The 22381-nt window shown below is 69.7% G+C and carries 19 protein-coding genes; 9 read left to right on the top strand and 10 right to left on the bottom strand.

What is annotated here, in order from left to right; genetic code table 11:
- Positions 1-17: 17 nt before the first annotated feature.
- Positions 18-749 (bottom strand): ketosynthase, encoded by a 732-nt coding sequence (locus HEP73_RS21340; RefSeq protein ID WP_185821471.1) that lies wholly within the window; start codon positions 747-749, stop codon positions 18-20.
- Positions 724-993, bottom strand: a complete 270-nt coding sequence (gene xanC / locus HEP73_RS21345) for a xanthomonadin biosynthesis acyl carrier protein XanC (RefSeq protein WP_003470209.1) — start codon at positions 991-993, stop codon at positions 724-726. Before xanC ends, HEP73_RS21340 begins: the two co-directional genes overlap by 26 nt.
- Positions 994-1122: 129 nt before the next feature.
- Between xanC and HEP73_RS21350 the strand changes: the two genes are divergently transcribed.
- The 3 genes from HEP73_RS21350 (at position 1123) to HEP73_RS21360 (ending at position 4222) form a co-directional block, all read left to right on the top strand.
- Positions 1123-2490, top strand: a complete 1368-nt coding sequence (locus HEP73_RS21350) for an NAD(P)/FAD-dependent oxidoreductase (protein ID WP_255423593.1) — start codon at positions 1123-1125, stop codon at positions 2488-2490.
- Positions 2487-3497 (top strand): chorismate transformation enzyme, FkbO/Hyg5 family, encoded by a 1011-nt coding sequence (locus tag HEP73_RS21355; RefSeq protein WP_185814462.1) that lies wholly within the window; start codon positions 2487-2489, stop codon positions 3495-3497. The genes HEP73_RS21350 and HEP73_RS21355 overlap by 4 nt, the downstream gene beginning before the upstream one ends.
- A gap of 176 nt (positions 3498-3673) precedes the next feature.
- Complete coding sequence (locus HEP73_RS21360; RefSeq protein ID WP_255423594.1) at positions 3674-4222, top strand: AAA family ATPase; 549 nt, start codon at positions 3674-3676, stop codon at positions 4220-4222.
- A gap of 197 nt (positions 4223-4419) precedes the next feature.
- Here HEP73_RS21360 and HEP73_RS21365 read toward each other — a convergent pair whose 3' ends face one another.
- The 3 genes from HEP73_RS21365 to HEP73_RS21375 form a co-directional block, all read right to left on the bottom strand.
- A complete protein-coding gene (locus HEP73_RS21365; RefSeq protein ID WP_185821472.1) occupies positions 4420-5781 on the bottom strand; it encodes an AMP-binding protein in 1362 nt (453 codons plus the stop codon).
- Between the two features lie 136 nt (positions 5782-5917).
- Positions 5918-6934, bottom strand: a complete 1017-nt coding sequence (gene cydB / locus HEP73_RS21370) for a cytochrome d ubiquinol oxidase subunit II (protein ID WP_185814465.1) — start codon at positions 6932-6934, stop codon at positions 5918-5920.
- Entirely contained in the window at positions 6934-8334 is a 1401-nt protein-coding gene (locus HEP73_RS21375; RefSeq protein ID WP_185821473.1) for a cytochrome ubiquinol oxidase subunit I, read from the bottom strand. Before HEP73_RS21375 ends, cydB begins: the two co-directional genes overlap by 1 nt.
- Positions 8335-8588: 254 nt before the next feature.
- Here HEP73_RS21375 and HEP73_RS21380 point away from each other — a divergent pair, with 254 nt between their 5' ends.
- The 5 genes from HEP73_RS21380 to HEP73_RS21400 all read left to right on the top strand — a co-directional run bounded on the left by HEP73_RS21380 (position 8589) and on the right by HEP73_RS21400 (position 14260).
- Positions 8589-10970, top strand: a complete 2382-nt coding sequence (locus HEP73_RS21380) for a S9 family peptidase (protein ID WP_185821474.1) — start codon at positions 8589-8591, stop codon at positions 10968-10970.
- 221 nt (positions 10971-11191) lie between these two features.
- Positions 11192-11755, top strand: a complete 564-nt coding sequence (locus tag HEP73_RS21385) for a hypothetical protein (protein WP_185821475.1) — start codon at positions 11192-11194, stop codon at positions 11753-11755.
- 42 nt (positions 11756-11797) lie between these two features.
- Complete coding sequence (locus HEP73_RS21390; protein WP_185821476.1) at positions 11798-12805, top strand: hypothetical protein; 1008 nt, start codon at positions 11798-11800, stop codon at positions 12803-12805.
- 280 nt (positions 12806-13085) lie between these two features.
- The gene (hemF, locus tag HEP73_RS21395; protein WP_185821477.1) at positions 13086-13985 is read left to right on the top strand and encodes an oxygen-dependent coproporphyrinogen oxidase; all 900 of its coding nucleotides are present in this window, start codon (positions 13086-13088) and stop codon (positions 13983-13985) included.
- Positions 13982-14260: a DUF2164 domain-containing protein gene (locus HEP73_RS21400; protein ID WP_185821478.1), complete on the top strand. Its 279-nt coding sequence runs from the start codon at positions 13982-13984 to the stop codon at positions 14258-14260. The genes hemF and HEP73_RS21400 overlap by 4 nt, the downstream gene beginning before the upstream one ends.
- Positions 14261-14366: 106 nt before the next feature.
- On the opposite strand, the gene HEP73_RS21405 is transcribed toward HEP73_RS21400, so the two are convergent.
- On the bottom strand, positions 14367-14846 hold the full coding sequence (locus tag HEP73_RS21405) for a DUF421 domain-containing protein (protein ID WP_185814472.1): 480 nt from the start codon (positions 14844-14846) through the stop codon (positions 14367-14369).
- 729 nt (positions 14847-15575) lie between these two features.
- The gene (polA, locus tag HEP73_RS21410) at positions 15576-18344 is read right to left on the bottom strand and encodes a DNA polymerase I (protein WP_185821479.1); all 2769 of its coding nucleotides are present in this window, start codon (positions 18342-18344) and stop codon (positions 15576-15578) included.
- Between the two features lie 610 nt (positions 18345-18954).
- Here polA and HEP73_RS21415 point away from each other — a divergent pair.
- Positions 18955-19242 (top strand): DUF2782 domain-containing protein, encoded by a 288-nt coding sequence (locus HEP73_RS21415; RefSeq protein WP_145703958.1) that lies wholly within the window; start codon positions 18955-18957, stop codon positions 19240-19242.
- A 147-nt stretch (positions 19243-19389) separates the two neighbouring features.
- On the opposite strand, the gene HEP73_RS21420 is transcribed toward HEP73_RS21415, so the two are convergent.
- The 3 genes from HEP73_RS21420 to tssA form a co-directional block, all read right to left on the bottom strand.
- Entirely contained in the window at positions 19390-19785 is a 396-nt protein-coding gene (locus HEP73_RS21420) for a hypothetical protein (protein WP_255423595.1), read from the bottom strand.
- 42 nt (positions 19786-19827) lie between these two features.
- Complete coding sequence (locus HEP73_RS21425) at positions 19828-20874, bottom strand: hypothetical protein (RefSeq protein ID WP_185821480.1); 1047 nt, start codon at positions 20872-20874, stop codon at positions 19828-19830.
- A gap of 446 nt (positions 20875-21320) precedes the next feature.
- Entirely contained in the window at positions 21321-22373 is a 1053-nt protein-coding gene (gene tssA, locus HEP73_RS21430) for a type VI secretion system protein TssA (protein ID WP_185821481.1), read from the bottom strand.
- Positions 22374-22381: the final 8 nt, after the last annotated feature.

The raw sequence follows: 22381 nt of genomic DNA on the forward strand, positions 1-22381 counted from the left end.
ATCCCCCGATGCGCGCGTCAGCGCAATAGATCGCGCCAAAAAACCGGCCCCAGCCGCGCCAGCTGGTGCAGGAAGTCAGGCAGATTACGGTAGGGACGCTGCGGAAACCAGCGCCCGCGCAGGAAGTACTCGCCGACGAAGAAGCCGCCGATGACGCCGTAGCCCAGCAGATTGGCGATCAGCGAGGCGCGCGCATCGCCGATTGGCAGCGGCGAAGCCTGCCCCAGCTGCGCCAGCACCCCGCTGGGCACGGCGCACAGCGCCAGCAACAGGTTCAGCAAGGTCATGGCGGCCAGCAGCAGCGCCCACGCCAGGGTCAGCCGGCGCGTGTAACGCAGCTGCTCGGGGGTCAGCGGCAAGCCGGCTTGGCGGTACAACGCCTCGACGATGCGCGAGATCAGCGGCGTGCGCCCGCGCTGCAGGCTGCGCCCGAAGAACCAGGCCACCCAGGCGGTGAACAGCACCGGCGGCGCGGCCAGCAGCAGCAGCGCGTGCGGCGAGCGCCACAACGGCAGCAGCGCGGCCAGCGCCAGCAGCGCCAGCGCCCAGGCCCACGGCCGCAGCCGCGCCATCGGCTCCACCAGCACCATCAGCACCAGCGCCGCGCCGGCCAGGACGGCCAGATCGGAACGGTGCGCGGCGTTGGCCCAGTGCGCCAGCGGCGAATACGCCAGCGCCAGCAATACCCCTAGCGCCAGCGCCCACGGCGCCGCGGCGGCCGGCTCAGCTGGTCTTGTTGGCTTCGACATGCGCCGACAGTGCGCGCAGCGAGGCGAAGATGCGGCGGTTCTCGTCGTTGTCCGAGCGCAGCTGGAAGCCGTAGCGCTTGCTGATCGCCAGCGCCAGTTCCAGCGCGTCGATCGAGTCCAGTCCCAGCCCGGTATTGAACAGCGGCGCCTCCGGATCGATGTCGCCGGGCTGCACGTCTTCCAGGTTCAGGCTCTCGACCAGCAGCTCGGCCAGTTCACGTTCGGCGGCGGTTTGCGAAGACATCCAGGGGCTTCCAGGCGGTGAGGACAGGTGCGACAAGATGGTGCATCGGGCGCAGCGACGCAACTGTCCGACCCTGGCAGGCAAGCTATCATGACCCTCGTCTTACAAGTCCGCCGCAGGTTTTTCAGGATGAATTCCACCGCTCCCGCCCGCGCGCCCGCGCCCTCGCCCGCCACGCCGCAGGCCGCCGCGGCGGAAACGCCCGATGTGCTGGTGATCGGCGGCGGCCCGGCCGGCTGCGCCGCGGCGACCCTGCTGGCGCAACAGGGCTGGCAGGTGACCCTGCTGGAGAAGGACCACCATCCGCGCTTCCATATCGGCGAATCGCTGCTGCCGATGAACATCCCGATCCTGCAGCGGCTGGGCGTGCTCGAGCAGGTGCGCGCGATCGGCGTGCTCAAGCTCGGCGCCGATTTCCCCAACGACAGCGGCGGCTACAACACTTTCCGCTTCGCCAAGGCGCTGGATGCGCAGTCCGACTACGCGTTCCAGGTGCCGCGCGCCGACTTCGACCGGGTGCTGTTCGCCCACGCCCGCGCCGCCGGCGCCGATCTGCGCGAAGGCGTCAAGGTCGAGACCGTGCAGCTGGACGGCGCGCAGCCGCTGGTACAGGCGCGCAGCGCCGACGGCGTGCACAGCTTCCGTCCGCGCTACCTGATCGACGCCAGCGGCCGCGACACCTTCCTCGGCAACAAGCTCAAGCTCAAGCGCGCCAACGCCCAGCATCAGTCGGCGGCGTTGTTCAGCCATTTCCGCGGCGTGGCGCGGCGCCCCGGCGAGGACGCCGGCAACATCAGCATCTACCGCCATCCGCACGGCTGGATGTGGCTGATTCCGCTGCCCGACGACGTGATGAGCGTCGGCGCGGTGTGCTACCCGGAATACATGAAGACCCGCCAGGGCGACAGCGAGGCGTTCCTGATGCGCACCCTGGCGCTGAACCCGGATGTGGTCGAGCGCATGGCCGGCGCGCAGCGGGTGGCGCCGGTGCACGCCACCGGCAACTACGCCTACGAGTGCACGCGCATGAGCGGGCCGCGCTGGCTGATGCTCGGCGACGCCTATGCCTTCGTCGATCCGATGTTCTCCTCCGGCGTGTACCTGGCCATGCACAGCGCCGAGCGCGGCGCGGCGATGGTGGATGCGGCGCTGCGCGATCCGGCGCGCGAGGCACGGCTGCAGCGCGGCCTGGAGAAACACCTGCGGCGCGGCCTGGACGAATTCAAATGGTTCATCTACCGCTTCACCTCGCCGACCATGCGCGAGCTGTTCGCGCAGCCGCGCAACGTGCTGCAGGTGGAACAGGCGATCGTGGCGATGCTGGCCGGCGATGTCTTCGACAACCGCGCGGTGCTGCGCCGGCTGCGCGTGTTCCGCGCGATCTACGCCATGTCCGCAGCGGCGATGCTGCCGCGCGCCTGGCGGTCCTGGCGCCAGCGACGCCGCCAGGCACGCGAACAGTTCCACGGCGACACCTTGCACGGAGACAACTCATGAGCCGGCCGCACCCGCAGTTCCCGTCCCACGCGCAGCGCCACCCGCAGCTGCAGGTGGACTACGTCGCCGAGACCGATCCGGGCGCGCTGCTGCGCGACGAACGGGTGCTGGCGGTGTTCGGCTTCGGCAACGACGCGCCGCACCACGACGATCCGCGCTACCTGCGCGTGCCGCTGCAGCCGCACGGCCCGCGCATGCTCGAGGTCTGGCGCACCGACGCGCCGGTCAGCAGCGGCCGCGACGGCGACATCGCCTGGGCCAGCGACGGGCGCCTGCAGTTCGGCGTGATCGAGATCGACGAGCAGACGCTGGAGATCGAAGAGGCCTCGCGCCTGGCCTACGCGCAGATCACCGCCTTCGTCGGCCGCAGCGCCACGCCGCGCCTGCTGCGCATCTGGAACTACCTCGACGCGATCACCCTGGGCAGCGGCGACCGCGAGCGCTACCGCCAGTTCTGCGTCGGCCGCGCGCGCGGCCTGGGCGATTTCGACGCCAGCCAGCTGCCGGCCGCCACCGCGGTCGGCCGTTGCGACGACGCGCGGGTGATGCAGATCTACTGGCTGGCCGCCGCGCAGGCCGGCACGCCGCTGGAGAACCCGCGCCAGGTCAGCGCCTACCGCTACCCGCGCCAGTACGGCCCGCAATCGCCGAGCTTCGCCCGCGCGATGCTGCCGCCGGCCGGCAGCGACATGCCGCTGCTGCTGTCCGGCACCGCCAGCGTGGTCGGCCACGCCTCGATGCACACCGGCCAGCTGCTGGCGCAGCTGGAAGAAACCTTCGCCAATTTCGATGCGCTGCTGGGCGCCGCACGCATCCACGCCCCCGATCTGCCGGCGCAGTTCGGCGACGGCACCCGGCTCAAGGTCTACGTACGCGAAGCGGCCGACCTGCCGTTGGTCGCCGCCGCGCTGGACGCCCGCTTCGGCGAGCGCGTGCCACGCCTGCTGCTGCATGCGGTGATCTGCCGCAACGAACTGGCGGTGGAGATCGATGGCGTGCATGGTTGAGCGTGCGCGCGGCTGAGGGCATCCGCCTGCCCTCATGGCGGCGGTAGCGGCTGCTCGACGAGGCGTCGAGCAACGCAAGATGTTCGGTAGCGGCGGCGGCCCGGGCCGCCGCTCGCATATACGGACCGAACCCGGAGTAGCGCCGCCAAATGATCGGTGGCATCCGATCCAGACCTATGCACTGGCATTCCATGCTCGACATTCGCCGCAAGATCGTGATCGTTTCCGGCGCGCCTGGCGCAGGAAAAACCACCTTGGCGATGCCGCTTGCCAAACGGCTCGGCTTTCCGCTGTTCTGCAAGGATGTCATCAAGGAAACGCTGACCGACAGCCTCGGCGACAGCGGCGGCGATCTGGCCGCGTCACGCCGTCTCGGCGGCGCGGCGATGGAACTGCTCTGGTCGCTGGCGCGCCACGCGCCGCAAGCGGTGCTGGAAGCCAACTTCCGGCCGCGCAGCGCGTACGAACGCGAAAAACTGGCCGGCCTGGACGCGGTCATCGTCGAAGTTCACTGCGACTGCGGTCCCGACGAAACCGCCCGGCGTTTTCGGGATCGCGCGGCGGCCAGCGCACATCACGCCGCGCATCCGCTGAAAGAACTGCCGCCGGACATGCTTGCGGAGTACGCCGGGCCGGTTGGACTGGGGACGGTGGTCGCGGTGGATACGCGCGTGCCGGTGGACCTGGAGCGCCTCGTGGCGCAGGTAGTGAGCGCTTTATCCTGAAGAGCGGCGGCTGGTCCATTCGGCGTTGAGGCCAGGCCGAGTGCCAAAGGCAGTGACGACCACCAAGGCGTGCGAGATGCGTGCCGTATCCACTTATCCGATCAGGACCAGCAGCGAATTTCCCGGCCAATACAGCGCCATGCTCTGCAGATGCGACAGTCACCGGAAGCATTACGGCATCCGGCACTGACCAACCCTCAGCCCTCGCGCTCCCCCGCCAACAACGCCAGCAACCGATCGCGCGGCAGCTTGCCGGTTTCGTTGCGCGGCAGGGCATCGAGCTTGCGCAGGCGGCGCGGCAGGAAGACCGGGTCCAGCTCGCGGCGCAGTGCGGCCAGGATTACGGCTTCGTCCAGGGTCGGCGCGACCACCACGGCGGCGATGCGGCCGACCGCCTGGCCGGGTTCGGGTTCCAGCTGCAGCATCGCGCCGTCGACCACGCCCGGCACGCCCAGCAGGCGCCGGGTCAGATCGGCCAGCGAGGCGCGCTTGCCGGCGATCTCCAGCAGGTCGGCCTGGCGGCCGCGGACCTGGAAGCGGCCGTCGGCGTCCACGTCCATCAGGTCGGCCAGCAGCACCGGCTGCGGCAGGTGCGGCGCGTGCACCAGGGTGCCATCTGGTTGCGGTGCCACGCGCACGCCGGGCAGCGGCGTCCACTGCGCTTCGCAGGCGGTGCGGCGGCTGGCGAACACGCAGGTTTCGGTGGAGCCGAACATCTCGCGCACCTGCCCGCCGAAGCGCGCCTCGGCGGCCGCGGCCAGTTCCTGCGCCAGCGGCGCGGTGGCCGAGACGATGCCGGCCAGCGGCGGCAGTGCAACGCCGGATTCGACCAGCGCGCGCAGGTGCACCGGCGTGGTCACCAGCAGCCGCGGCGTCGGCACCTGCGCCAAGGCGCGCGCCACGTCCTCGGGGAAGAACGGCCGCCCGGCATGCACCGCCAGCGGCGTCACCAGCGGCAACAGGATCGACAGCTCCATGCCGTACATGTGCTGCGGCGGCACCGTCGCCACCACCTGCGGGATCGCGTCCGCCTCCCACAATCCGACCAGCGCCAGCAGATCCTGGCGGGTGCTGGTGAGGAAACTGCCCCAGGTCTTGGGGTTGGGTTTCGGCGTGCCGGTGCTGCCGGAGGTGAAGCCGATCGCGACCAGCGCGTCGTCCGCCAGTTGCGGCATGTCGCCGTCCAGGTTCGGCAACGGATCGGGCAGCTGCCAGTAGCGCGGCGGCGGTTCGGCCAGTTCCAGGTCGCCCAGGCAATAGCTATCGGCATGGCTGCGCTGCACTTCGGCGACCACCGCCGGCGCGCGCGAGGACGGCAGCAGCGAGGTCTGCCCGCGCAGCGCGACCGCGCAGAACGCGACCATGAAGCGGTAGCGGTCCTCGCACAGATTCAGCGCATGCCGGCCCGGTGGCAGCACCGCGGCCAGGCCGCGCACGTGGCCGAGGAAGGTGGCCAGATCGATGTGCTGGCCGCCGGCATAGGCCAGCGGACGATGCAGGTCGCCGACGGCAAGAGGATGCAGCAGCGGCGGGGAAACGGCGGACGAAGCGACAGGCATGCGTGGCGAAGGCTCGGCGGGCGACAGGCCCGCAACGGGCAGCGCGAATCGGTAGCTTGGCCGCGACCGCCGCCGCTGGCAAGCCGGCGGCGCCGCGCATGCGATCGCGGCAAGCGGCGCGCCGGCGCCGCCGGACTCAGTGGTGGTAGCCGCTGTCGGCGGTGATCTTGCCGCGGAACACCCGGTACGACCACGCGGTATAGCCCAGGATCACCGGCAGCAGTACCACCAGCCCGGCCAGCACGAAGCCCTGCGAGGACGGCGGCGAGGCCGCTTCCCAGATGGTCAGCCCCGGCGGCACGATGTTCGGCCAGATGCCCAGCACCAGGCCGAAGAACCCGAGCACGAAGAAGCACAGGGTCAGCAGGAACGGGCGCGCATCGCGGCCCTGCGCCATCGCCGCGCGCCACAGCGCGAACGCGTTGACCAGCACCAGCAGCGGCACCGGCGACAGCCACCAGAAATTGCCGCCATGGAACCAGCGCGCCATGATCCGCGAGTCCAGGAATGGCAGCCAGGCGCTGACCAGGCCCATGAACACCACCACCACCAGCACTAGCGGCCGGGTCAGCGAACGCGCGATGCGCTGCATCGGCCCCTCGGTCTTCAGGATCAACCAGCTGCCGCCGAGCAGCGCGTAGCCGAACACCACCGCCGCGCCGGTCAGCATCGAGAACGGGCTGAACCAGCCCAGCACGCCGCCCAGATACTTGCCGCCCTGCAGCGGCATGCCCTCGACCAGCGCGCCGAGAATCACGCCCTGCCAGAACGCCGCGCACAGCGAGCCGGCGGCGAACGCCCAGCCCCACAGGTACTTGGAAGTGTGCGCCTTGAAGCGGAATTCGAACGCCACGCCGCGGAACACCAGCGCGATCAGCATCATCAGCACCGGCAGGTACAGCGCCGACAGGATCAGCGCATAGGCCTTGGGGAACGCCGCCAGCAGGCCGGCACCGCCGAGCACCAGCCAGGTCTCGTTGCCGTCCCAGATCGGCGCGGCGGTGTTCATCATCAGATCGAGCTGGTCCTCGTCCTCGGCGAACGGGGCGAGGATGCCCAGGCCGAGCACGAAGCCGTCCAGCAGCACGTACATCAGCACGCCGAATCCGATCACCCCGAACCAGATCACCGGCAGCACGGTGGCCATGTCCATCAGCGCGTCTCCTCGAGGTCGTCGTCGGCCGCCGAGATCGGCCGCGCCGGGGTCTTGTCGCCATCCTGCAGTTGCGGCTCGGGCTCGTGCGGCAGCGGCCCCTTGCGCAGCATCTTCAGGATGTACCAGCCGCCGAAGCCGAACACGAAGGCATACGCGGCCACGTACACGCCCAGCGACACCCACACCATCGCCGGGCTGATCGCGCTGACCGCATCGCGGGTGCGCAGCAGGCCGTAGATCACGTACGGCTGGCGCCCGATCTCGGTGACGAACCAGCCGGCCAGCAGGGCCACGAACCCGGCCGGCAGCATCGCGTTCCAGGCCACGTGCAGCCAGCGCCGCCGCAACAGCGTGCCGCGCCACCAAAAGAACAGCGACACGAAGGCCAGCAGGAGCATGGCCATGCCCAGCCCGACCATGATCCGGAACGCGTAGAACACCGGCTTCACCGGCGGCCGCTCGTCGGCCGGCACCGAGGTCAGCGGCGCGATCTCGCCGTCCAGGGTATGGGTCAGGATCAGGCTGCCCACGCGCGGGATCTTGACCTCGTAGTCGTTGCGCTCGGCTTGTTCGTTGGGCACCGCGAACAGCACCAGCGGCACGCCGGCGCCGGGCGCCTCGCCATGCCAGTGCGCCTCCATCGCCGCCACCTTCATCGGCTGGTGCTCGAGCGTGTTCAGGCCATGCGCGTCGCCGGCGGCGATCTGCAGCGGCACCGCGATCGCGGCGAACGCCACCGCCAGCTTCAGCATCCGCCCCGCCACGGCCACGTGCACGCCGCGGCGCAAGTACCAGCCGCTGACCCCGCCGATCACGAAGCAGGTGGTGATGAACGCGGCCAGCACCATGTGCGTCAACCGGTACGGGAACGACGGATTGAAGATCACCTCACGCCAGTGCGCCGGCTGGAACACGCCATCGACGATGGCGTAGCCGGCCGGCGTGTGCAGCCAGCTGTTGGCCGACAGGATCCAGAACGTGGAGATCAGCGTGCCCAGCGCGACCAGGCAGGTGGACAGGAAGTGCAGCTTCTCCGGCACCTTGCGCCAGCCGAACAGCATCACCCCGAGGAACGAGGCCTCCAGGAAGAACGCGGTCAGCACCTCGTAGCTGAGCAGCGGGCCGAGGATGTTGCCGGCGCGTTCGCTGAGCACCGACCAGTTGGTGCCGAACTGGAAGCTCATCACGATGCCGCTGACCACGCCCATGCCGAACGACACCGCGAAGATCTTCAGCCAGAAGAAATACAGATCGCGCCACAGCGTGTCGCGGGTGCGCAGCCAGCGCCATTCCAGGAACGCCAGCCAGCTCGACAGGCCGATGGTGAAGGCCGGGAACAACACGTGGAAACTGATGACGAATCCGAACTGGATGCGCGAGAGCAGCACTGCGTCCATGGGACGTTCGCTCGTGAAACCGTAACTGAGCGTCATTGTTAGCCCCAGGCCGTGAAATTGCGTGTGACGGGTTGTCGCAGGGGGGCTGGGAATCGGGAATGGGGAATCGGGAATGGCAAGAGCGGTTTCCTGTTGATTTGATCGCGCGTGCAAGGCGAGGCGCAAGCAAAGCGCCTTTGCGATTCCCGATTCCCGATTCCCGATTCCCAGCCCCCCTGCTACCCTCCCCGCTTGCCCGTTCGTCCGGAATCCAGATGCGTCGCGTAACCCTGTGCGTTGTGTTGCTGTCCCTGTCCTGCCTGGCGCCGCTGGCCGTCGCGCAGGAGGCCGCTGCCCCGTTGACGATCGAGCAGGCGATGGCCGATCCGGACTGGATCGGACCGCCGGTCGAGGCCGCCTGGTGGGCCTGGGACGGGCGCCAGGTGCAGTACCAGCTCAAGCGCGCCGGCAGCCCGGTGCGCGACACCTACCGCCAGGGCGTCGACGGCGCCGCCGCGCAGCGCGTCGAGGACACCCAGCGCAGCACGCTGGATGCGGCCGATCCGGTCTACGACGCGACGCGCCAGCGCATGCTGTTCGTGCGCAACGGCGACGTGTTCCTGCGCGACCTGCGCAGCGGCGCGTTGACCCAGCTGACCCGCAGCAACGAGGCGGCTTCGCGCCCGCAGTTCGGCACCGACGGCGGCGCGCTGTGGCGGGTCGGCAACGACTGGTACCGCTGGAGCGCCGGCGGCGGCACGCTGCAGGCGGCGGTGCTCAAGGCCGAGCGCGATCCCGACGCTGCGCCCAAGCCCGACGCGCTGCGCGAGCAGCAGCTGCGCACCCTGGAAACCCTGGCCCGCGACCGCGCGCAGCGCGAGCTGGCACGGCAGCAGGAACAGGCCTGGCGCCGCGCCGACGGCAGCCGCGCGCCGGCGCCGGTATACCTGGGCGAGGACGTGGCCATCGACGACAGCGCGCTGTCGCCGGACGGCCGCCACCTGCTGGTGGTCACCCACGCCAAGGGCGGCGACGAAGGCCGCGACGGCAAGATGCCCAAGTACGTGACCGAATCGGGCTACGAGGAATTCCAGGAAGCGCGCACCCGCGTCGGCCGCAATCCGCCACTGGCGCAGACTCTGTGGCTGGTGGACGTGGTCGCCGGCAGCGCGCGCAAGCTCGATGTGGCCGGCCTGCCCGGCATCGACGCCGATCCGCTGGCGGCGCTGCGCAAGGCGGCCAAGCAGGAACCGCTGAAGGGGCCGCGCGTGATCCGCGTGGAGACCGACGGCGACGGCGCCGGTCCGGCGCTGCACTGGAGCGCCGACGGCCGCAATGTCGCGGTGATGCTGCGCGCGGTCGACAACAAGGACCGCTGGATCGCCAGCGTCGATCTGGACAAGGCCACCCTGCTCAACCGCCACCGCCTTACCGACGCGGCCTGGATCGGCTGGAGCTTCAACGACTTCGGCTGGCTGCCGGACAACCAGACGCTGTGGCTGCTGTCCGAGCAATCCGGCTATGCGCACCTGTACACCCAGCGCGGCACCGACAAACCGCGGCAGCGCACCTCGGGCAAGTGGGAAGTCTCCGCACCGGTCGCCACGGCCGACGGCCAGGGCTTCCTGTTCCTGTGCAACCGCAAATGGCCGGGCGACTACGAAGTATGCAAGCTCGACCTGCGCGACGACCGCATCAGCGAACTGACCGCACTCGACGGCGTGGAAGACTTCGCGCTGTCGCCGGACGGCCAGCAGCTGCTGGTGCGCTATTCGGGCAGCTACCTGCCGCCGCAACTGGCGGTGGTGCCGGTCGCCGGCGGCAACGCGCGCACCCTCACCGACACCCGCAGCGCCGCGTTCAAGGCGCGCAACTGGATCCAGCCGCAGTACGTGCAGGTGCCATCCAAGCACGGCGCCGGCGTGGTCTGGGGCAAGTACTACGGCCCGCAGCATCCCGAACCCGGCAAGCGCTATCCGATCGTGATGTTCGTGCACGGCGCCGGCTACCTGCAGAACGTTTCGGCGCGCTACACCCCGTACTTCCGCGAGCAGATGTTCCACAACCTGCTGGTGCAGAAGGGCTACGTGGTGCTCGACCTGGACTACCGCGCCAGCGCCGGCTACGGCCGCGACTGGCGCACCGCGATCTACCGCAACATGGGCCATCCGGAACTGGAGGATTACCTGGACGGCCTGGACTGGCTGGTCGCCGACAAGCAGGGCGACCGCGACCGCGCCGGCATCTACGGCGGCTCCTACGGCGGTTTCATGACCTACATGGCGCTGTTCCGCAGCCCCGGCACGTTCAAGGCCGGCGCCGCGCTGCGCCCGGTCGGCGACTGGACCCAGTACAACCACGAGTACACCGCCAACATCCTCAACACCCCGGAGCTGGACCCGGAGGCCTATCGCACCTCCTCGCCGATCGAATACGCCGCCGGCCTGCGCGACCACCTGCTGATCGCCCACGGCATGATCGACGACAACGTGTTCTTCCGCGATTCGGTGAGCATGAGCCAGAAGCTGATCGAGCTGCACAAGGACAACTGGGAGATCGCCCCGTACCCGCTGGAAAAGCATGGCTTCACCCGCGCCGATTCGTGGCTGGACGAATACAAGCGGGTGCTGAAGCTGTTCGAGCAGCAGTTGAAGTAGCGCTGCCTGTGGCGAGCGGTCGCGGCTGAAGCCGCTCCTACAGGGGTTTCCTGCTAACCGCAGGGTCTGTTGTGGGGGCGACTCCGGTCGCGACGGGCGAAGCGCCGGCTTCCCGGTAACCGACGGGCGAAGGGGCGCAGCTTGCGCCGGCGGCAACCCGCCCTATCCTTGCCGGATGCTTCGCGGCGCCCTCATGCCGCCACCCCATCGAAGGACCGCCGATGCCACCCCCGCCGCTGCCTGCCGCACGCAATCCGATGATCGACACGATGGCGAAGATCTCGCTGGTGGTCGGCGTGGTCTGGCTGCTGTACGCGCTGGGCCAGCTGGCGGTGCTGGCGCTGCTGCCCGATGGCGCGCTGCAAGAGGTGGTCGTGCGCATCGGCATCGCGCTGCCGGCGCTGTGGCAATGGTGCCTGGACCATCTGTTCGCGCTGTCGCTGCTGTCGGCGTTGCTGGCGCTGCTGTTCAGCGCCTCCGCATGGGGACTGCAGCAACGGCGCGAATGGGCACGGCTGAGCTTCGTCGCCTTCCTGGTCATCACCGGCCTGGCCAACTTCGCCAGCCTGCCGCTGCTGTGGCAATTTTTCGGCGCGATGCGCCAGATGCTGCCCGAGGCGATGCTGCATAGCGCCGACGGCGCGCAGTTGCTTGGCCAGCTGCAGAACGGACGCATGATCAGCATGGCCACCGCCACGGTGACCGCGCTGGTGTTCGCCGCGCTGCACGGCTGGATCGTCTACCAGTTGTACCGGCCGGCGATCCGCGCCGAATTCCGCAGCTGATCCCACCCGCCGGCATCGCGCCGGCTTCGAAAAGGACTTCCGATGACATCGCATTGCCCCAGCCGCCGCTTCCTGGCCGGCGCCACCCTGTCCGCCCTGGCCTGGTTCGGCATCGCCGCCTGCGCCGACGCCGCGCCCGTCGCCCCCGTCTGCGGCCTGTACGTGGACGGCGCACAGAATGCGCTGTATCTGGAAAGCGCCGACAGCGCGCGGCTGGAACCCGAGCAGGACACGCCGCGGCGCTTCCATCTGCTGCGCGAGGGCAACGCCTTGCAGTTGTTCGATCTGGCCAGCGGCCGCAGCGAGCGCTACACGCTGTCGGCAGACGCCGCGCAGGTCAGTGCGGCGGACGGCACCGTCTATCGGCGCGGCAACAGCACGCCCTGCGCCGCATCCGCCCCGGCGCCGACAGCGGCGATCGCCCAGTGCCGCGCGGACCTGCCGGCCTGCGCACAGCGGCTGGCGCAAGGCGACCGGGCGCAGGCCGCGGCGCTGTGCGGGCCACAGCTGCCGTTCGCCTGCGGCGCGCTGCTCGATCCCGCAGCGGCGACGACCGACGCGCCCACCCAGGCCAACGCCGCAATGCAGCCCGAAGCCGTGTGCCAGCGCAGCGCCTCCCCGCAGATCTGCACCGCGGCGGCGGAACGGCAGTGGGACGCCGGCCAGTTCCTGCGGGCCAAGGCGCTGCTGGAACAGGCCTGCGCCCTGTCCGATCCGGTGGCCTGCGGCCGCACCACGGCACTGGAAGACGTGGACGCGGCGCTGCTGCAGTCGCCGCCGGCCACGCGGCTGCCATGCGGCCGCTTCGTCGCCCCCATCGGCGACGCGATCAGCCTGCAGTTCGGTGCCGATGGCCGCGTGCGCAGCGGCGAGGGCGAGGTCATGGAAGCGCGCCTGGAAGATGGCCAGGTCACGCTGCGCCAGCAGGATGGACAGCAATGGCGGCTGCGTCCGCTTGGCGCGAAGCGGCTGCTCGGCCTGGATCCCGCGCACCGCTTCGTGGTGTTCTTCGGCGACGAAGCCGGCCACTGCGGTACCGCGGCGCGGTAACGGCGCAATCAGCCGGCCACAGGGCCGCAGCGCCAGCGCTTGCTGGCACTGTCCGACAGTGGCCCCCTTCTCCCCACGGGGGAAGGTGCCCCGAAGGGGCGGATGGGGTTACGGGCGAAGCTCCTCGGGCAACTCGAACGCCGCGCCCGGCCGCCTGGCAATGCCGGTCGGGTTAACAGGCTCTGGCGATCGGCACGCAATAATGTGCGCCGCGCCGCTGCCTGCCGCCCAGCGCAGGCGGCCCGCCCCCTCCCCGCCGCCTGACTGCCATACCGCCACCATGACCGAGTTCGACCGAGTACGCGATTACCTGACCGGGCTGCAGGACCACATCTGCGCCGCCATCGAGGCCGCCGACGGCCAGGCCCGCTTCGCCGAAGACCTGTGGCAGCGGGCCGAAGGCGGCGGCGGGCGCACCCGCATCCTGCGCGACGGCGCGCTGTTCGAGCAGGCCGGGATCGGCTTCTCCGACGTGTCCGGCACGCGCCTGCCGCCCTCGGCCAGCGCCAACCGCCCGGAACTGGCCGGCGCCTCGTGGCGCGCCACCGGCGTGTCGCTGGTGTTCCACCCGCACAGCCCCTACCTGCCCACCACCCACGCCAACGTGCGCTTCTTCCGCGCCGAGCGCGACGGCCAGACCGTGGCCTGGTGGTTCGGCGGCGGCTTCGACCTGACCCCGTACTACCCGTTCGACGAGGACGTGCGCCACTGGCACCGCACCGCGCAGGCGCTGTGCGCGCCGTTCGGCGAGGACCGCTATGCCGCGCACAAGCGCTGGTGCGACGAGTACTTCTTCCTCAAGCACCGCAACGAGACCCGCGGCGTGGGCGGGCTGTTCTTCGACGACCTGCACGCCGATTTCGAACGCGACTTCGCCTACCAGCGCGCGGTCGGCGACGGTTTCCTGGACGCCTACCTGCCGATCGTCGAGCGCCGCCGCGCGCTGCCGTGGGGCGAGCGCGAGCGCGAGTTCCAGTTGTACCGGCGCGGGCGCTACGTCGAGTTCAACCTGGTCTACGACCGCGGCACCCTGTTCGGTCTGCAGAGCGGCGGCCGCAGCGAGAGCATCCTGATGAGCCTGCCGCCGCGGGTGCGCTGGGAATACGGCTTCCAGCCCGAGCCGGACAGCGCCGAGGCGCGTCTGGCCGACTACCTGGTGCCGCGCGATTGGCTGGCATGAGCGAGGCGCGCCATACGCCGCTGCCGGCAAGCGTGCTGGGGCGCGAGGACAAGGAGCACATCGCCGAGCAGTTGCAGCGCTATCTGCGCGAGGAACTGCAACAGGAGATCGGCGGCTTCGAGGCGCAATTCCTGCTCGATTTCGTCGCCGAGCGCATCGGCGCGCAATTCTACAACCGCGGCCTGCAGGATGCGCGCGCGCAGCTCGCCACCCAATGGGACGCGCTGGACGACGCGCTGTATCAGCTGGAGCAACCGACCGAGACGCGCCGCTAGTCGCGGCGACGCCGCCGCCCCTGTAGGAGCGGCTTCAGCCGCGACCGGGCGTTACCGGGAAAGCCCCGGTCGCGGCTGAAGCCGCTCCTACAGGGGTTTACAGGGATCAACCGTCCTTGGCGGTCAGGATGGTGATGTGGCCGTTGGTCTCCAGCAGCGCCAGGCGCACGTTGTCCAGGCCCGGGCAGCCCTGCTGGCGCATCGCCGCCTCGAAATCGGCGTTGCTGACCAGTTCGCGGCGCAGCACCTGGCGGAACACATGGCCGTCGCGCGCCAGCACCACCGGCTCGCCTTCGATCAGGCGTTCGGCGCGATCGCTGCGCGAGGTAATGAGGCCGACCCCGAAGTTCAGCGCGATCAGCGTCGCCGCCAGCAACAGGCCGCCGCCGAGCGAGGTGTCCTGGCCCAGCAGGGCGTTCTGCACCGCATTGCCGAGCAGCACGATCAGCAGCATGTCGAACGGTGTCAATTGCCCCATCGCGCGCTTGCCCGATACCCGCACCATGGTCAGTACCGCCACATACACCACCACCGCGCGGAAAATGAATTCCCACCACGGCATCGACAGACGAAAAAGATCGGGCATCGCGCGGCTCGCAGGTAGGTGGTTGCACCCCGGCGTGTGCCGGCGGCGATGGCGCTGAGCTGGATTTTTTCGCAGGCAATAAAAAGCCCCGCGGACCAGGGGGAGGTCGGCGGGGCCAGGGAACGGAGACTTGGGGAGGAGTCGCCGTTCCTAGATCTGCTCCAGGGGATGGGAGGAGATCCGCGACAGGTATTGCGCCTGTCGAGGGATATAAAACCATTTTGCACCTTGCTAGTTCGTGAAGATTTTAGTTAAAAATTCATCGAATTAAGGACCGATTCATTCACGAAATCCAGCGCAACGCAGGGTTCCAGAAACAACTGCTTTTTATAGGATGGATCCGTGCACAAGAACGCGGCGGACGCGCGTTTGTGATGCGGAGTGGATCCCGAAACTGTGCGCTGTTCGCCGGTCTGGCGCATGGATGCTCCAAAACCGGTGCGATGCGATCCAATCCGCCACGCAAGCAACGACAGGAGCAGCGCGTAGACAGTTGCGCCGCGACGCTCCCCGCGCGGCCCATCGCCAAGCCGCGCGGTTTCGAATAAAGGCGTTCAGGCGTGCCGCAACATCACCAGCACGGCCCGACCACCACTCCTGCGCCTGCGAATCGGGCCGCCCACGGCAACGCGCGCCCATCCCTGCTCACCACACCCAGCCCCGGCCGCTGGCCGGCCCGGCTTTCCCATTCCCGATTCACGATTCCCGATTCTCCATTCCCCGCCCCAACTAATGCGCCTCGTCCCAGTTGTCGCCGACCCCGCTATCCACTACCAGCGGCACCTTCAGTTCGGCGGCGCCGGCCATCAGCCGGGTCACTTCCGGTAGCAAGGTGTCGACGAAGTCGGCATCGGCCTCGAACACCAGTTCGTCGTGCACCTGCAGGATCATCAGCGCGCGCTCGCGGTGCTGCTCCAGCCAGGCGTCCACGGTGACCATGGCGCGCTTGATGATGTCCGCGGCGGTGCCCTGCATCGGCGCGTTGATCGCGGCGCGCTCGGCGCCGGCGCGCAGCCCCTGCTGCTTGGCGTTGATGTCGTTCAGGTACAGGCGGCGGCCGAACAGGGTCTCCACGTAGCCCTGGGTGCGCGCCTGCTCGCGCATGCGCTCCATGAAGTCGCGCACCGCCGGGTAGCGGCTGAAGTACAGCGCCACGTAGTCCTGCGCCTCGCCGCGGCCGATGCCCAGGTTGCGGGCCAGGCCGAACGCGCTCATGCCGTACATCAGGCCGAAGTTGATCGCCTTGGCGGCGCGGCGCTCGTTGTTGGTGACGTCCTCGAGCTTGCGCCCGAACACCTCGGCGGCGGTGGCGCGGTGCACGTCCACGCCGGCACCGAAGGCGCGCAGCAGGCCTGGGTCCTCGGACAGGTGGGCCATGATCCGCAGTTCGATCTGCGAGTAGTCGCAGGCGATCAGCTTGCGTCCCGGCGGGGCGACGAAGGCGCGGCGGATGCGGCGGCCGTCGTCGGTGCGGATCGGGATGTTCTGCAGGTTCGGATCGGCCGAGGACAGCCGCCCGGTGGCGGCGCCGGCCTGGTGGTAGCTGGTGTGCACGCGGCCGGTGTCGGGATTGATCATCTCCGGCAGCTTGTCGGTGTAGGTGCTGCGCAGCTTGGCCAGGCCGCGGTATTCCAGGATCACCCGCGGCAGTTCGTGCTGGTCGGCGATCGCCTCCAGCGCCTCTTCGTTGGTGCTGGGCTGGCCCTTGGGGGTCTTCATCAGCGCCGGCAGCTTCAGTTCGTCGAACAGCACCGCCTGCAGCTGCTTGGGCGAGTCCAGGTTGAAGGTGCGCCCGGCCAGCGCGGTCGCCTTCTGCTGCGCGGCGAGCATGCGCTGGCTCAGGTCCTGGCTCTGCCTGCGCAGTTCGGCCATGTCCACACTGACGCCGTTGGCCTCGATCCGCGCCAGCACCGGCACCAGCGGCATCTCGATCTCGCGGTAGACCCTGGCCAATGCCGGCTCGGCATCCAGCTGCGCGGACAGCGCACGGTGCAGGCGCAGGGTGATGTCGGCGTCCTCGGCGGCGTAGCCGGTGGCATCGTCGATGGCCACCTGCGAGAACGCGATCTGCTTGGCGCCCTTGCCGGCCACGTCCTCGTACTTGACCGTGTCGTAGCCCAGGTAACGCCGCGCCAGCGAGTCCATGTCGTGGCGGCTGGCGGTGGAATTGAGCACGAAGCTCTCCAGCATGGTGTCGTCGGCGTAGCCGCGCACGTGCACGCCGTGGCGGCGCAGCACGTGCAGGTCGTACTTGCCGTGCTGGCCGACCTTGGGCTTGGCCGGGTCTTCCAGCAGCGGCTTCAGCGCCGCCAGCGCCAGGGTCCGGTCCAGTTGCACCGGCGCCCCCGGGTAGTCGTGGCCCAGCGGCAGGTACTCGGCACGGCCCGGCTCGATCGCGAAGCTGAGCCCGACCAGGTTGGCACGCATCGCGTCCAGCGCGTCGGTCTCGGTATCGAAGGCGAAGCCGGCGGACGCGCGCAGGCGCTGCAGCAGGTGTTCGAACTGCTCCGGGGTCATGATCGCGGCGTAGTCGCCCTTGGCGGCCAGCGCCGGGTCCAGCGTGTCGTCGATCGGCGCGGCGGCACGGGCGTAGCCGGCAGCGGTACCGCGCAGGCTGGGGGTCACCTCGGCGGCGCCGGCCGGGGCGGCCACGCCGCCGTCTAGGTCGCGCAGCGCCTGGGTGAAGCCGTAGCGCTGGTACAGGCCGCGCAGCAGGTCCGGCTCCTGCTCGCGCAGGGCCAGCGTGCGCGGGCCGCCGGGCAGCGCCACGTCGGTCTTGATCGTGACCAGTTCGCGGTTCAGCGGCAGCCGCGCCAGCGCCGCGCGCAGGTTTTCGCCGATCTTGCCCTTGATCGCGTCGGCATTGGCCATGACCCCGTCCAGCGAGCCGTATTCGGCCAGCCACTTGGCCGCGGTCTTGGGCCCGCACTTGTCCACGCCCGGCACGTTGTCGATGGCGTCGCCCATCAGCGCCAGCAGATCGACGATCTGGCTCGGCCACACGCCGAACTTCTCCATCACCGCCGCGTCGGAGTCCATGCGGCTGCCGCTCATGGTGTTGACCAGCTGCACGCCGGGGCGCACCAGCTGGGCGAAGTCCTTGTCGCCGGTGGAGATGGTCACGTCCAGGCCGTCGCTGGCGCCCTGCAGGGCCAGGGTGCCGATCACGTCGTCGGCCTCCACCCCGCCCTCGCGCAGGATGGTGATGCCCAGCGCGTGCACGATCTGGCACATCGGCTCGACCTGCGCGCGCAGCTCGTCGGGCATCGGCGGGCGATTGGCCTTGTACTGCGCGTACAGGTCGTCGCGGAAGGTCTTGCCGGGCGCATCGACCACGAAGGCGACGTACTCGGGACGCTCCTTCAGCGTGGCACGCAGCATGTTGACCACGCCGAACAGCGCGCCGGTGGGCTCGCCGGCGGGGTTGGTCAGCGGGGGAAGCGCGTGGAACGCGCGATACAGGTAACTGGACCCGTCGATCAGGACTAATCGGCTCATCGGGCAATTCTACGCTGGGCGTGGGTGGGGACCGGAGACCAAAGCCCCTCTCCCCTCGGGAGAGGGGTTGGGGTGAGGGTAAGCCGCGAAGCGTCTCGTGGAGTTTGGATGCACGAGGCTTCGCCCGTACCCTCATCCGCCCCTGCGGGGCACCTTCTCCCGATGAGAGAAGGAACAGCGCTAGCCCCTCTCCCATCGGGAGAGGGGTTGGGGTGAGGGTCCGGCGCGAAGCGACTCGCGGAGTTTGGATGCACGAGGCTTCGCCCGTACCCTCATCCGCCCCTGCGGGGCACCTTCTCCCGAGGGGAGAAGGGACAGCCGCTTTAGCCCCTCTCCCACCGGGAGAGGGGTTGGGGTGAGGGTAAGGCGCGAAGCGACTCGTGGAATTTGGTTACACGAGGCTGCGCCCGTACCCTCATCCGCCCCTGCGGGGCACCTTCCCCCGAAAAGGGGGCCATGGTCCCGATGGGAGACGGAACAGCCGCTAGCCCCTCTTCCATCAAGGGAGGGGTTGGGATGAAGCGCTACGCGCGTCCAGCCGTTGCGCGCCGAATACGGCGGCTCGGCGCATAATCCGTGGCGACGACTTCAAGCTGTGGAGAATGCTGCGATGAAAGCCCTGATGCTGGTTCCACTGTTGCTGCTGGCGGGCTGCGCCTCGACCGGGATCGGCCCCGACGGTCCGCCGGTGGACGTCCGCGGCGCCGACGTGACCCACCGCACGATGGACAACGGCGACAGCGTGGACGAATACCGGGTCTCCGGCCAGCTGCGCGCGGTCAAGGTGACCCCGGCCAATGCCCCGGCCTACTACCTGTACGACCAGAACGGCGATGGGCACATGGACGGCAGCAAGGACAACGTGTCGCCGGTGTACTGGAAGCTGTACAGCTGGTGAGGCCGGCGCGCCGGCCTCCAGGCGCCAGCGCGCGACCGCTGCCCAGGGCATGTCACCCATCTCTTAGCGGCTGGCGCCACGCCTGCGCGCGCGTGGAGCGCCGATACGGCAGCGTGTCCGCGCAAGAGCGCCCATCGATGACACGTTCTACAGGGTGATCGCGGCGAAGGCCGGGATCGCCGGGAAACCGGCCGGCGCCGCCGCGGTCCCGCCCGTCTTGACCCCGTTGCGGTACCACAGGTAGTACGGATAGATGGTCGCCGCCGGGTTCTGCCCCAGGCCGTGGTCGGCCGAATAGGCGCCGTTGTTGGCGGTGACCTTGACCAGCAGCGGCAGCCGCTGCTTGGTGAACGCCGCATCGCAGACCGCGCAGGGAAACGCATCCTGCACGATCAGGAACGGCCCGGCCGCCGCCTTCGCCCCAAGCGCGTTGTAGACGCCGATCTCCGAATGCTGCTGCTTGCCCTGGCCGCTGACCGAGCCGGTCGCACCGGATTTCCATTTGCCGTTGGCAACGTAATAGCCTTCCGTGTTGATGGTCATGCACGATCTCCTTGCAGGTTTTGTGGGGGGAGTGGGGACGGCTCAGCCGCGCGCGGCGATCAGCACACGCTTGGTGAACTGCCCGTAGTTGTCCGCATTGACCAGCGCATAGGCCGGATGGAACTGCGCCAGAACCTTGTCCATCGGCTCGGTGCTGCTCTGGTGGGCGAAGGGCGACACCGAATTGCCGAAGTCGGCATGCGCCGGATCGTCGCTGACCCGCGCGCACTGGAAGCTGCCAGCCGCGTCGAGGTCCGGGACGTCCACCGCGTTCAGTGCGCCGTGCGCGAACTCGTGCGCCAGGGTGGCGATGGTGTCGTCGGTGCTCTTTTCGTAGTTGCCGCCGCCGAGGAACGCGCGCCCCATCAGCATTTCCACCTTTCCGCTCAGCGACAGTTCGCCCTTGGCGCTCTTGGTCGCCAGGTTGCGGCGCACGCAGCCGCCGTAGGTCTCGGCCCAATCCACGCGGTTGCGCACGTCGATGAAGTCCGGCGTGCCTTCGAACGCCAGCACCAGCGCGCGGAAGTTCTCGACCAGCTTCTGCAGGCGCGCAGCGTCGTAGGCGCCGAAGAAATCGAGATAGGTGCGTTCCGGCAGCGGCACCGGAACGGCGGCGAAGCGCTTGAGCCTGGCAGCGTCGAGCACCGCATCACGGGCCAGCGTCACCGCCGCCCTGGCGCGCCGCACCGCCTCGTTGATGCGCGCGATTTCCGCGGTGGTCAGCGCCGCCACGCGCTGCGCCGCCGGCAACAGCGTGCCGCCGTGCCTGGCCGGATCGTAGGCGACGAGCCGCCAGCCGACCGCAACCACCTGGGCCGGCGCCGCAGCGGCGGCCGGCGCCGGAGCCGGAACCGCCGATTGGCGGACCACCTCGGCGTTCAACTCGTCGGCCACCAACCGCAACCTGGCGTATTCGGCCGCCTGCGCGGACTTCCATGCGTCGAACTGGGTGCGCACCGCGTTGACGTTGGCACCCTTCACTCCGTTGCCCTGCTTCGCCCAGGCCAGGACGGCGACGTCCACGCGTTTCAGTTCGGCGCTGCGCGGCTGCAGGCGCGCCTTGAGTTCCCATTCGCTGACGATGCTCATGCTGCGACTCCCTCGTCCGGTGGCAGGCGCCGATCGCAGGATGCGAAGGCGGCGCGGTGGCTGGACGCGTGCGCTGCTGTCGTGTACCTGCGGCGCATGCGTCCTTGGCAGCCAGGGTCGGCGCAAGCCGCAGGCCGGACCATCGGTGCAAACCTGATTCCGTGCTGCCGTGGGGCCGAGGGATAGGCTCGCGCCGTGGTTCGGCAGTGGCATGTGCGTGGCGCATGCGCACGCGACGGCGCGCAGCAGGCGGCAGGTGCCGCCTTCGCCGTGTGGTCCGTTCGTTCGCGAAGGAGAGTGGCGCGCCCTGTTACGCGCCTTGTCTTGCGGCTGAGGATCGCAGGCGATGCGGGAAGCGCGTCGCGCTTATCCGTGTGTAAGCCGCAGCCGTGCGGCGCCGCGAATACCCGCGCGCGGCGCGCGGGCGTGGTGCCGCGCTGCCGCGGCTAGGCGTCCTCGTCGCGGACGCCAGCCACGTGCTGCAGTTCGCTGACCCCGGCCGGGGCCAGTTCCTTGAGCAGGTCCAGGAAGTTGCGCCCGACCAGGCGCTGCGCGCGGCGCAGCAGCAGCGGCACCGGGCTGGAGGGTTCGTGGCTGGCGTAGTAGGCGCAGATCTCGTCGAGCCGGCGCATCACGTCGTCGGGGCTGGCGATGCGGGCGTTGCCGCCGCCGGTTCCGGCAGGCGCAGCGCTGTCGCCCTGGCCACCGGCCTGCTCCTCGCCCGCCGCGTCGCCTTCGGCTGCGCCGCCGTTGCGCGCGGTCCATTGCGGCAGCAGGAAGCGCTCCAGGTCGCGCAGATCGCCAAGCAACGGCTTGAGGTCCGGTGCGGCGCTGCCGATGCGCTCGGCGAACAGCGCGTCCAGCTCGCGCGCCAGCTGCTGCGCGCGCTGCACCGCGGCCACGGTTTCGCCCAACGCTTCCAGCGGGCAGTCCAGGCAGCAGGCCTCGATCTCGGTCAGCGATGGCACGCTGTCGCCAGCGTTGGCCGGTTTGATGCTGCCGTTGGCCACGCGCAGGTCGCGCAGGCTGAAACGGCCCAGCCGCGGCGATTGCACGAAGGCGGTGCTGCGCAGCGCGCCGAGCAGGCCCAGCGGATCGCCCAGCGCGACCACGGCGTTGACCCGCGCGGTCGGGTCGTCGTCGTCCTCGGCGTCCAGCTGCGGGTGCACGCTGTCCCAGCGCTGCGCCAGCAGCGCATGCACCAGGGCCAGGCCGTCGGCCCAGCCGGGCAGGCCGCGCAGGCGCAGCCAGGCCGCGCTCAGGTGGATCGCCACGCGCAGGTCGTGGCTGCGGCGGAACAGCGCCAGCGCCAGGGTCTGCACCTTGTCCCAGTCGGGCTCCTCGGCGGCGATCACGCTGTCGCCGACCGCGCGCTCGGCCTTGTTCGCCGCGGCGCGGTCCAGCGCCAGGAAGTCGGGGTCGTATTCCAGGTCCGGGCCGGACGCGGCGTCGTCGGCGATCGGCGCCAGCAGCGTCTCGAGGGTCTGTTCGGTGCTCATGCGCAATC

Source organism: Xanthomonas sp. GW (assembly GCF_014236815.1).
Classification (GTDB): Bacteria; Pseudomonadota; Gammaproteobacteria; order Xanthomonadales; family Xanthomonadaceae; genus Xanthomonas_A.

Coding starts and splice junctions, on each gene's coding strand:
- HEP73_RS21355 (WP_185814462.1), top strand. CDS start 2,487: ATGAGCCGGCCGCACCCGCAGTTCCCGTCCCACGCGCAGCGCCACCCG.
- HEP73_RS21425 (WP_185821480.1), bottom strand. CDS start 20,874: ATGAGCATCGTCAGCGAATGGGAACTCAAGGCGCGCCTGCAGCCGCGC.
- xanC (WP_003470209.1), bottom strand. CDS start 993: ATGTCTTCGCAAACCGCCGCCGAACGTGAACTGGCCGAGCTGCTGGTC.
- HEP73_RS21420 (WP_255423595.1), bottom strand. CDS start 19,785: ATGACCATCAACACGGAAGGCTATTACGTTGCCAACGGCAAATGGAAA.
- HEP73_RS21340 (WP_185821471.1), bottom strand. CDS start 749: ATGTCGAAGCCAACAAGACCAGCTGAGCCGGCCGCCGCGGCGCCGTGG.
- HEP73_RS21375 (WP_185821473.1), bottom strand. CDS start 8,334: ATGGACGCAGTGCTGCTCTCGCGCATCCAGTTCGGATTCGTCATCAGT.
- HEP73_RS21350 (WP_255423593.1), top strand. CDS start 1,123: ATGAATTCCACCGCTCCCGCCCGCGCGCCCGCGCCCTCGCCCGCCACG.
- hemF (WP_185821477.1), top strand. CDS start 13,086: ATGACCGAGTTCGACCGAGTACGCGATTACCTGACCGGGCTGCAGGAC.
- HEP73_RS21380 (WP_185821474.1), top strand. CDS start 8,589: ATGCGTCGCGTAACCCTGTGCGTTGTGTTGCTGTCCCTGTCCTGCCTG.
- HEP73_RS21360 (WP_255423594.1), top strand. CDS start 3,674: ATGCACTGGCATTCCATGCTCGACATTCGCCGCAAGATCGTGATCGTT.
- HEP73_RS21365 (WP_185821472.1), bottom strand. CDS start 5,781: ATGCCTGTCGCTTCGTCCGCCGTTTCCCCGCCGCTGCTGCATCCTCTT.
- cydB (WP_185814465.1), bottom strand. CDS start 6,934: ATGGACATGGCCACCGTGCTGCCGGTGATCTGGTTCGGGGTGATCGGA.
- HEP73_RS21415 (WP_145703958.1), top strand. CDS start 18,955: ATGAAAGCCCTGATGCTGGTTCCACTGTTGCTGCTGGCGGGCTGCGCC.
- HEP73_RS21390 (WP_185821476.1), top strand. CDS start 11,798: ATGACATCGCATTGCCCCAGCCGCCGCTTCCTGGCCGGCGCCACCCTG.
- polA (WP_185821479.1), bottom strand. CDS start 18,344: ATGAGCCGATTAGTCCTGATCGACGGGTCCAGTTACCTGTATCGCGCG.
- HEP73_RS21400 (WP_185821478.1), top strand. CDS start 13,982: ATGAGCGAGGCGCGCCATACGCCGCTGCCGGCAAGCGTGCTGGGGCGC.
- HEP73_RS21405 (WP_185814472.1), bottom strand. CDS start 14,846: ATGCCCGATCTTTTTCGTCTGTCGATGCCGTGGTGGGAATTCATTTTC.
- HEP73_RS21385 (WP_185821475.1), top strand. CDS start 11,192: ATGCCACCCCCGCCGCTGCCTGCCGCACGCAATCCGATGATCGACACG.
- tssA (WP_185821481.1), bottom strand. CDS start 22,373: ATGAGCACCGAACAGACCCTCGAGACGCTGCTGGCGCCGATCGCCGAC.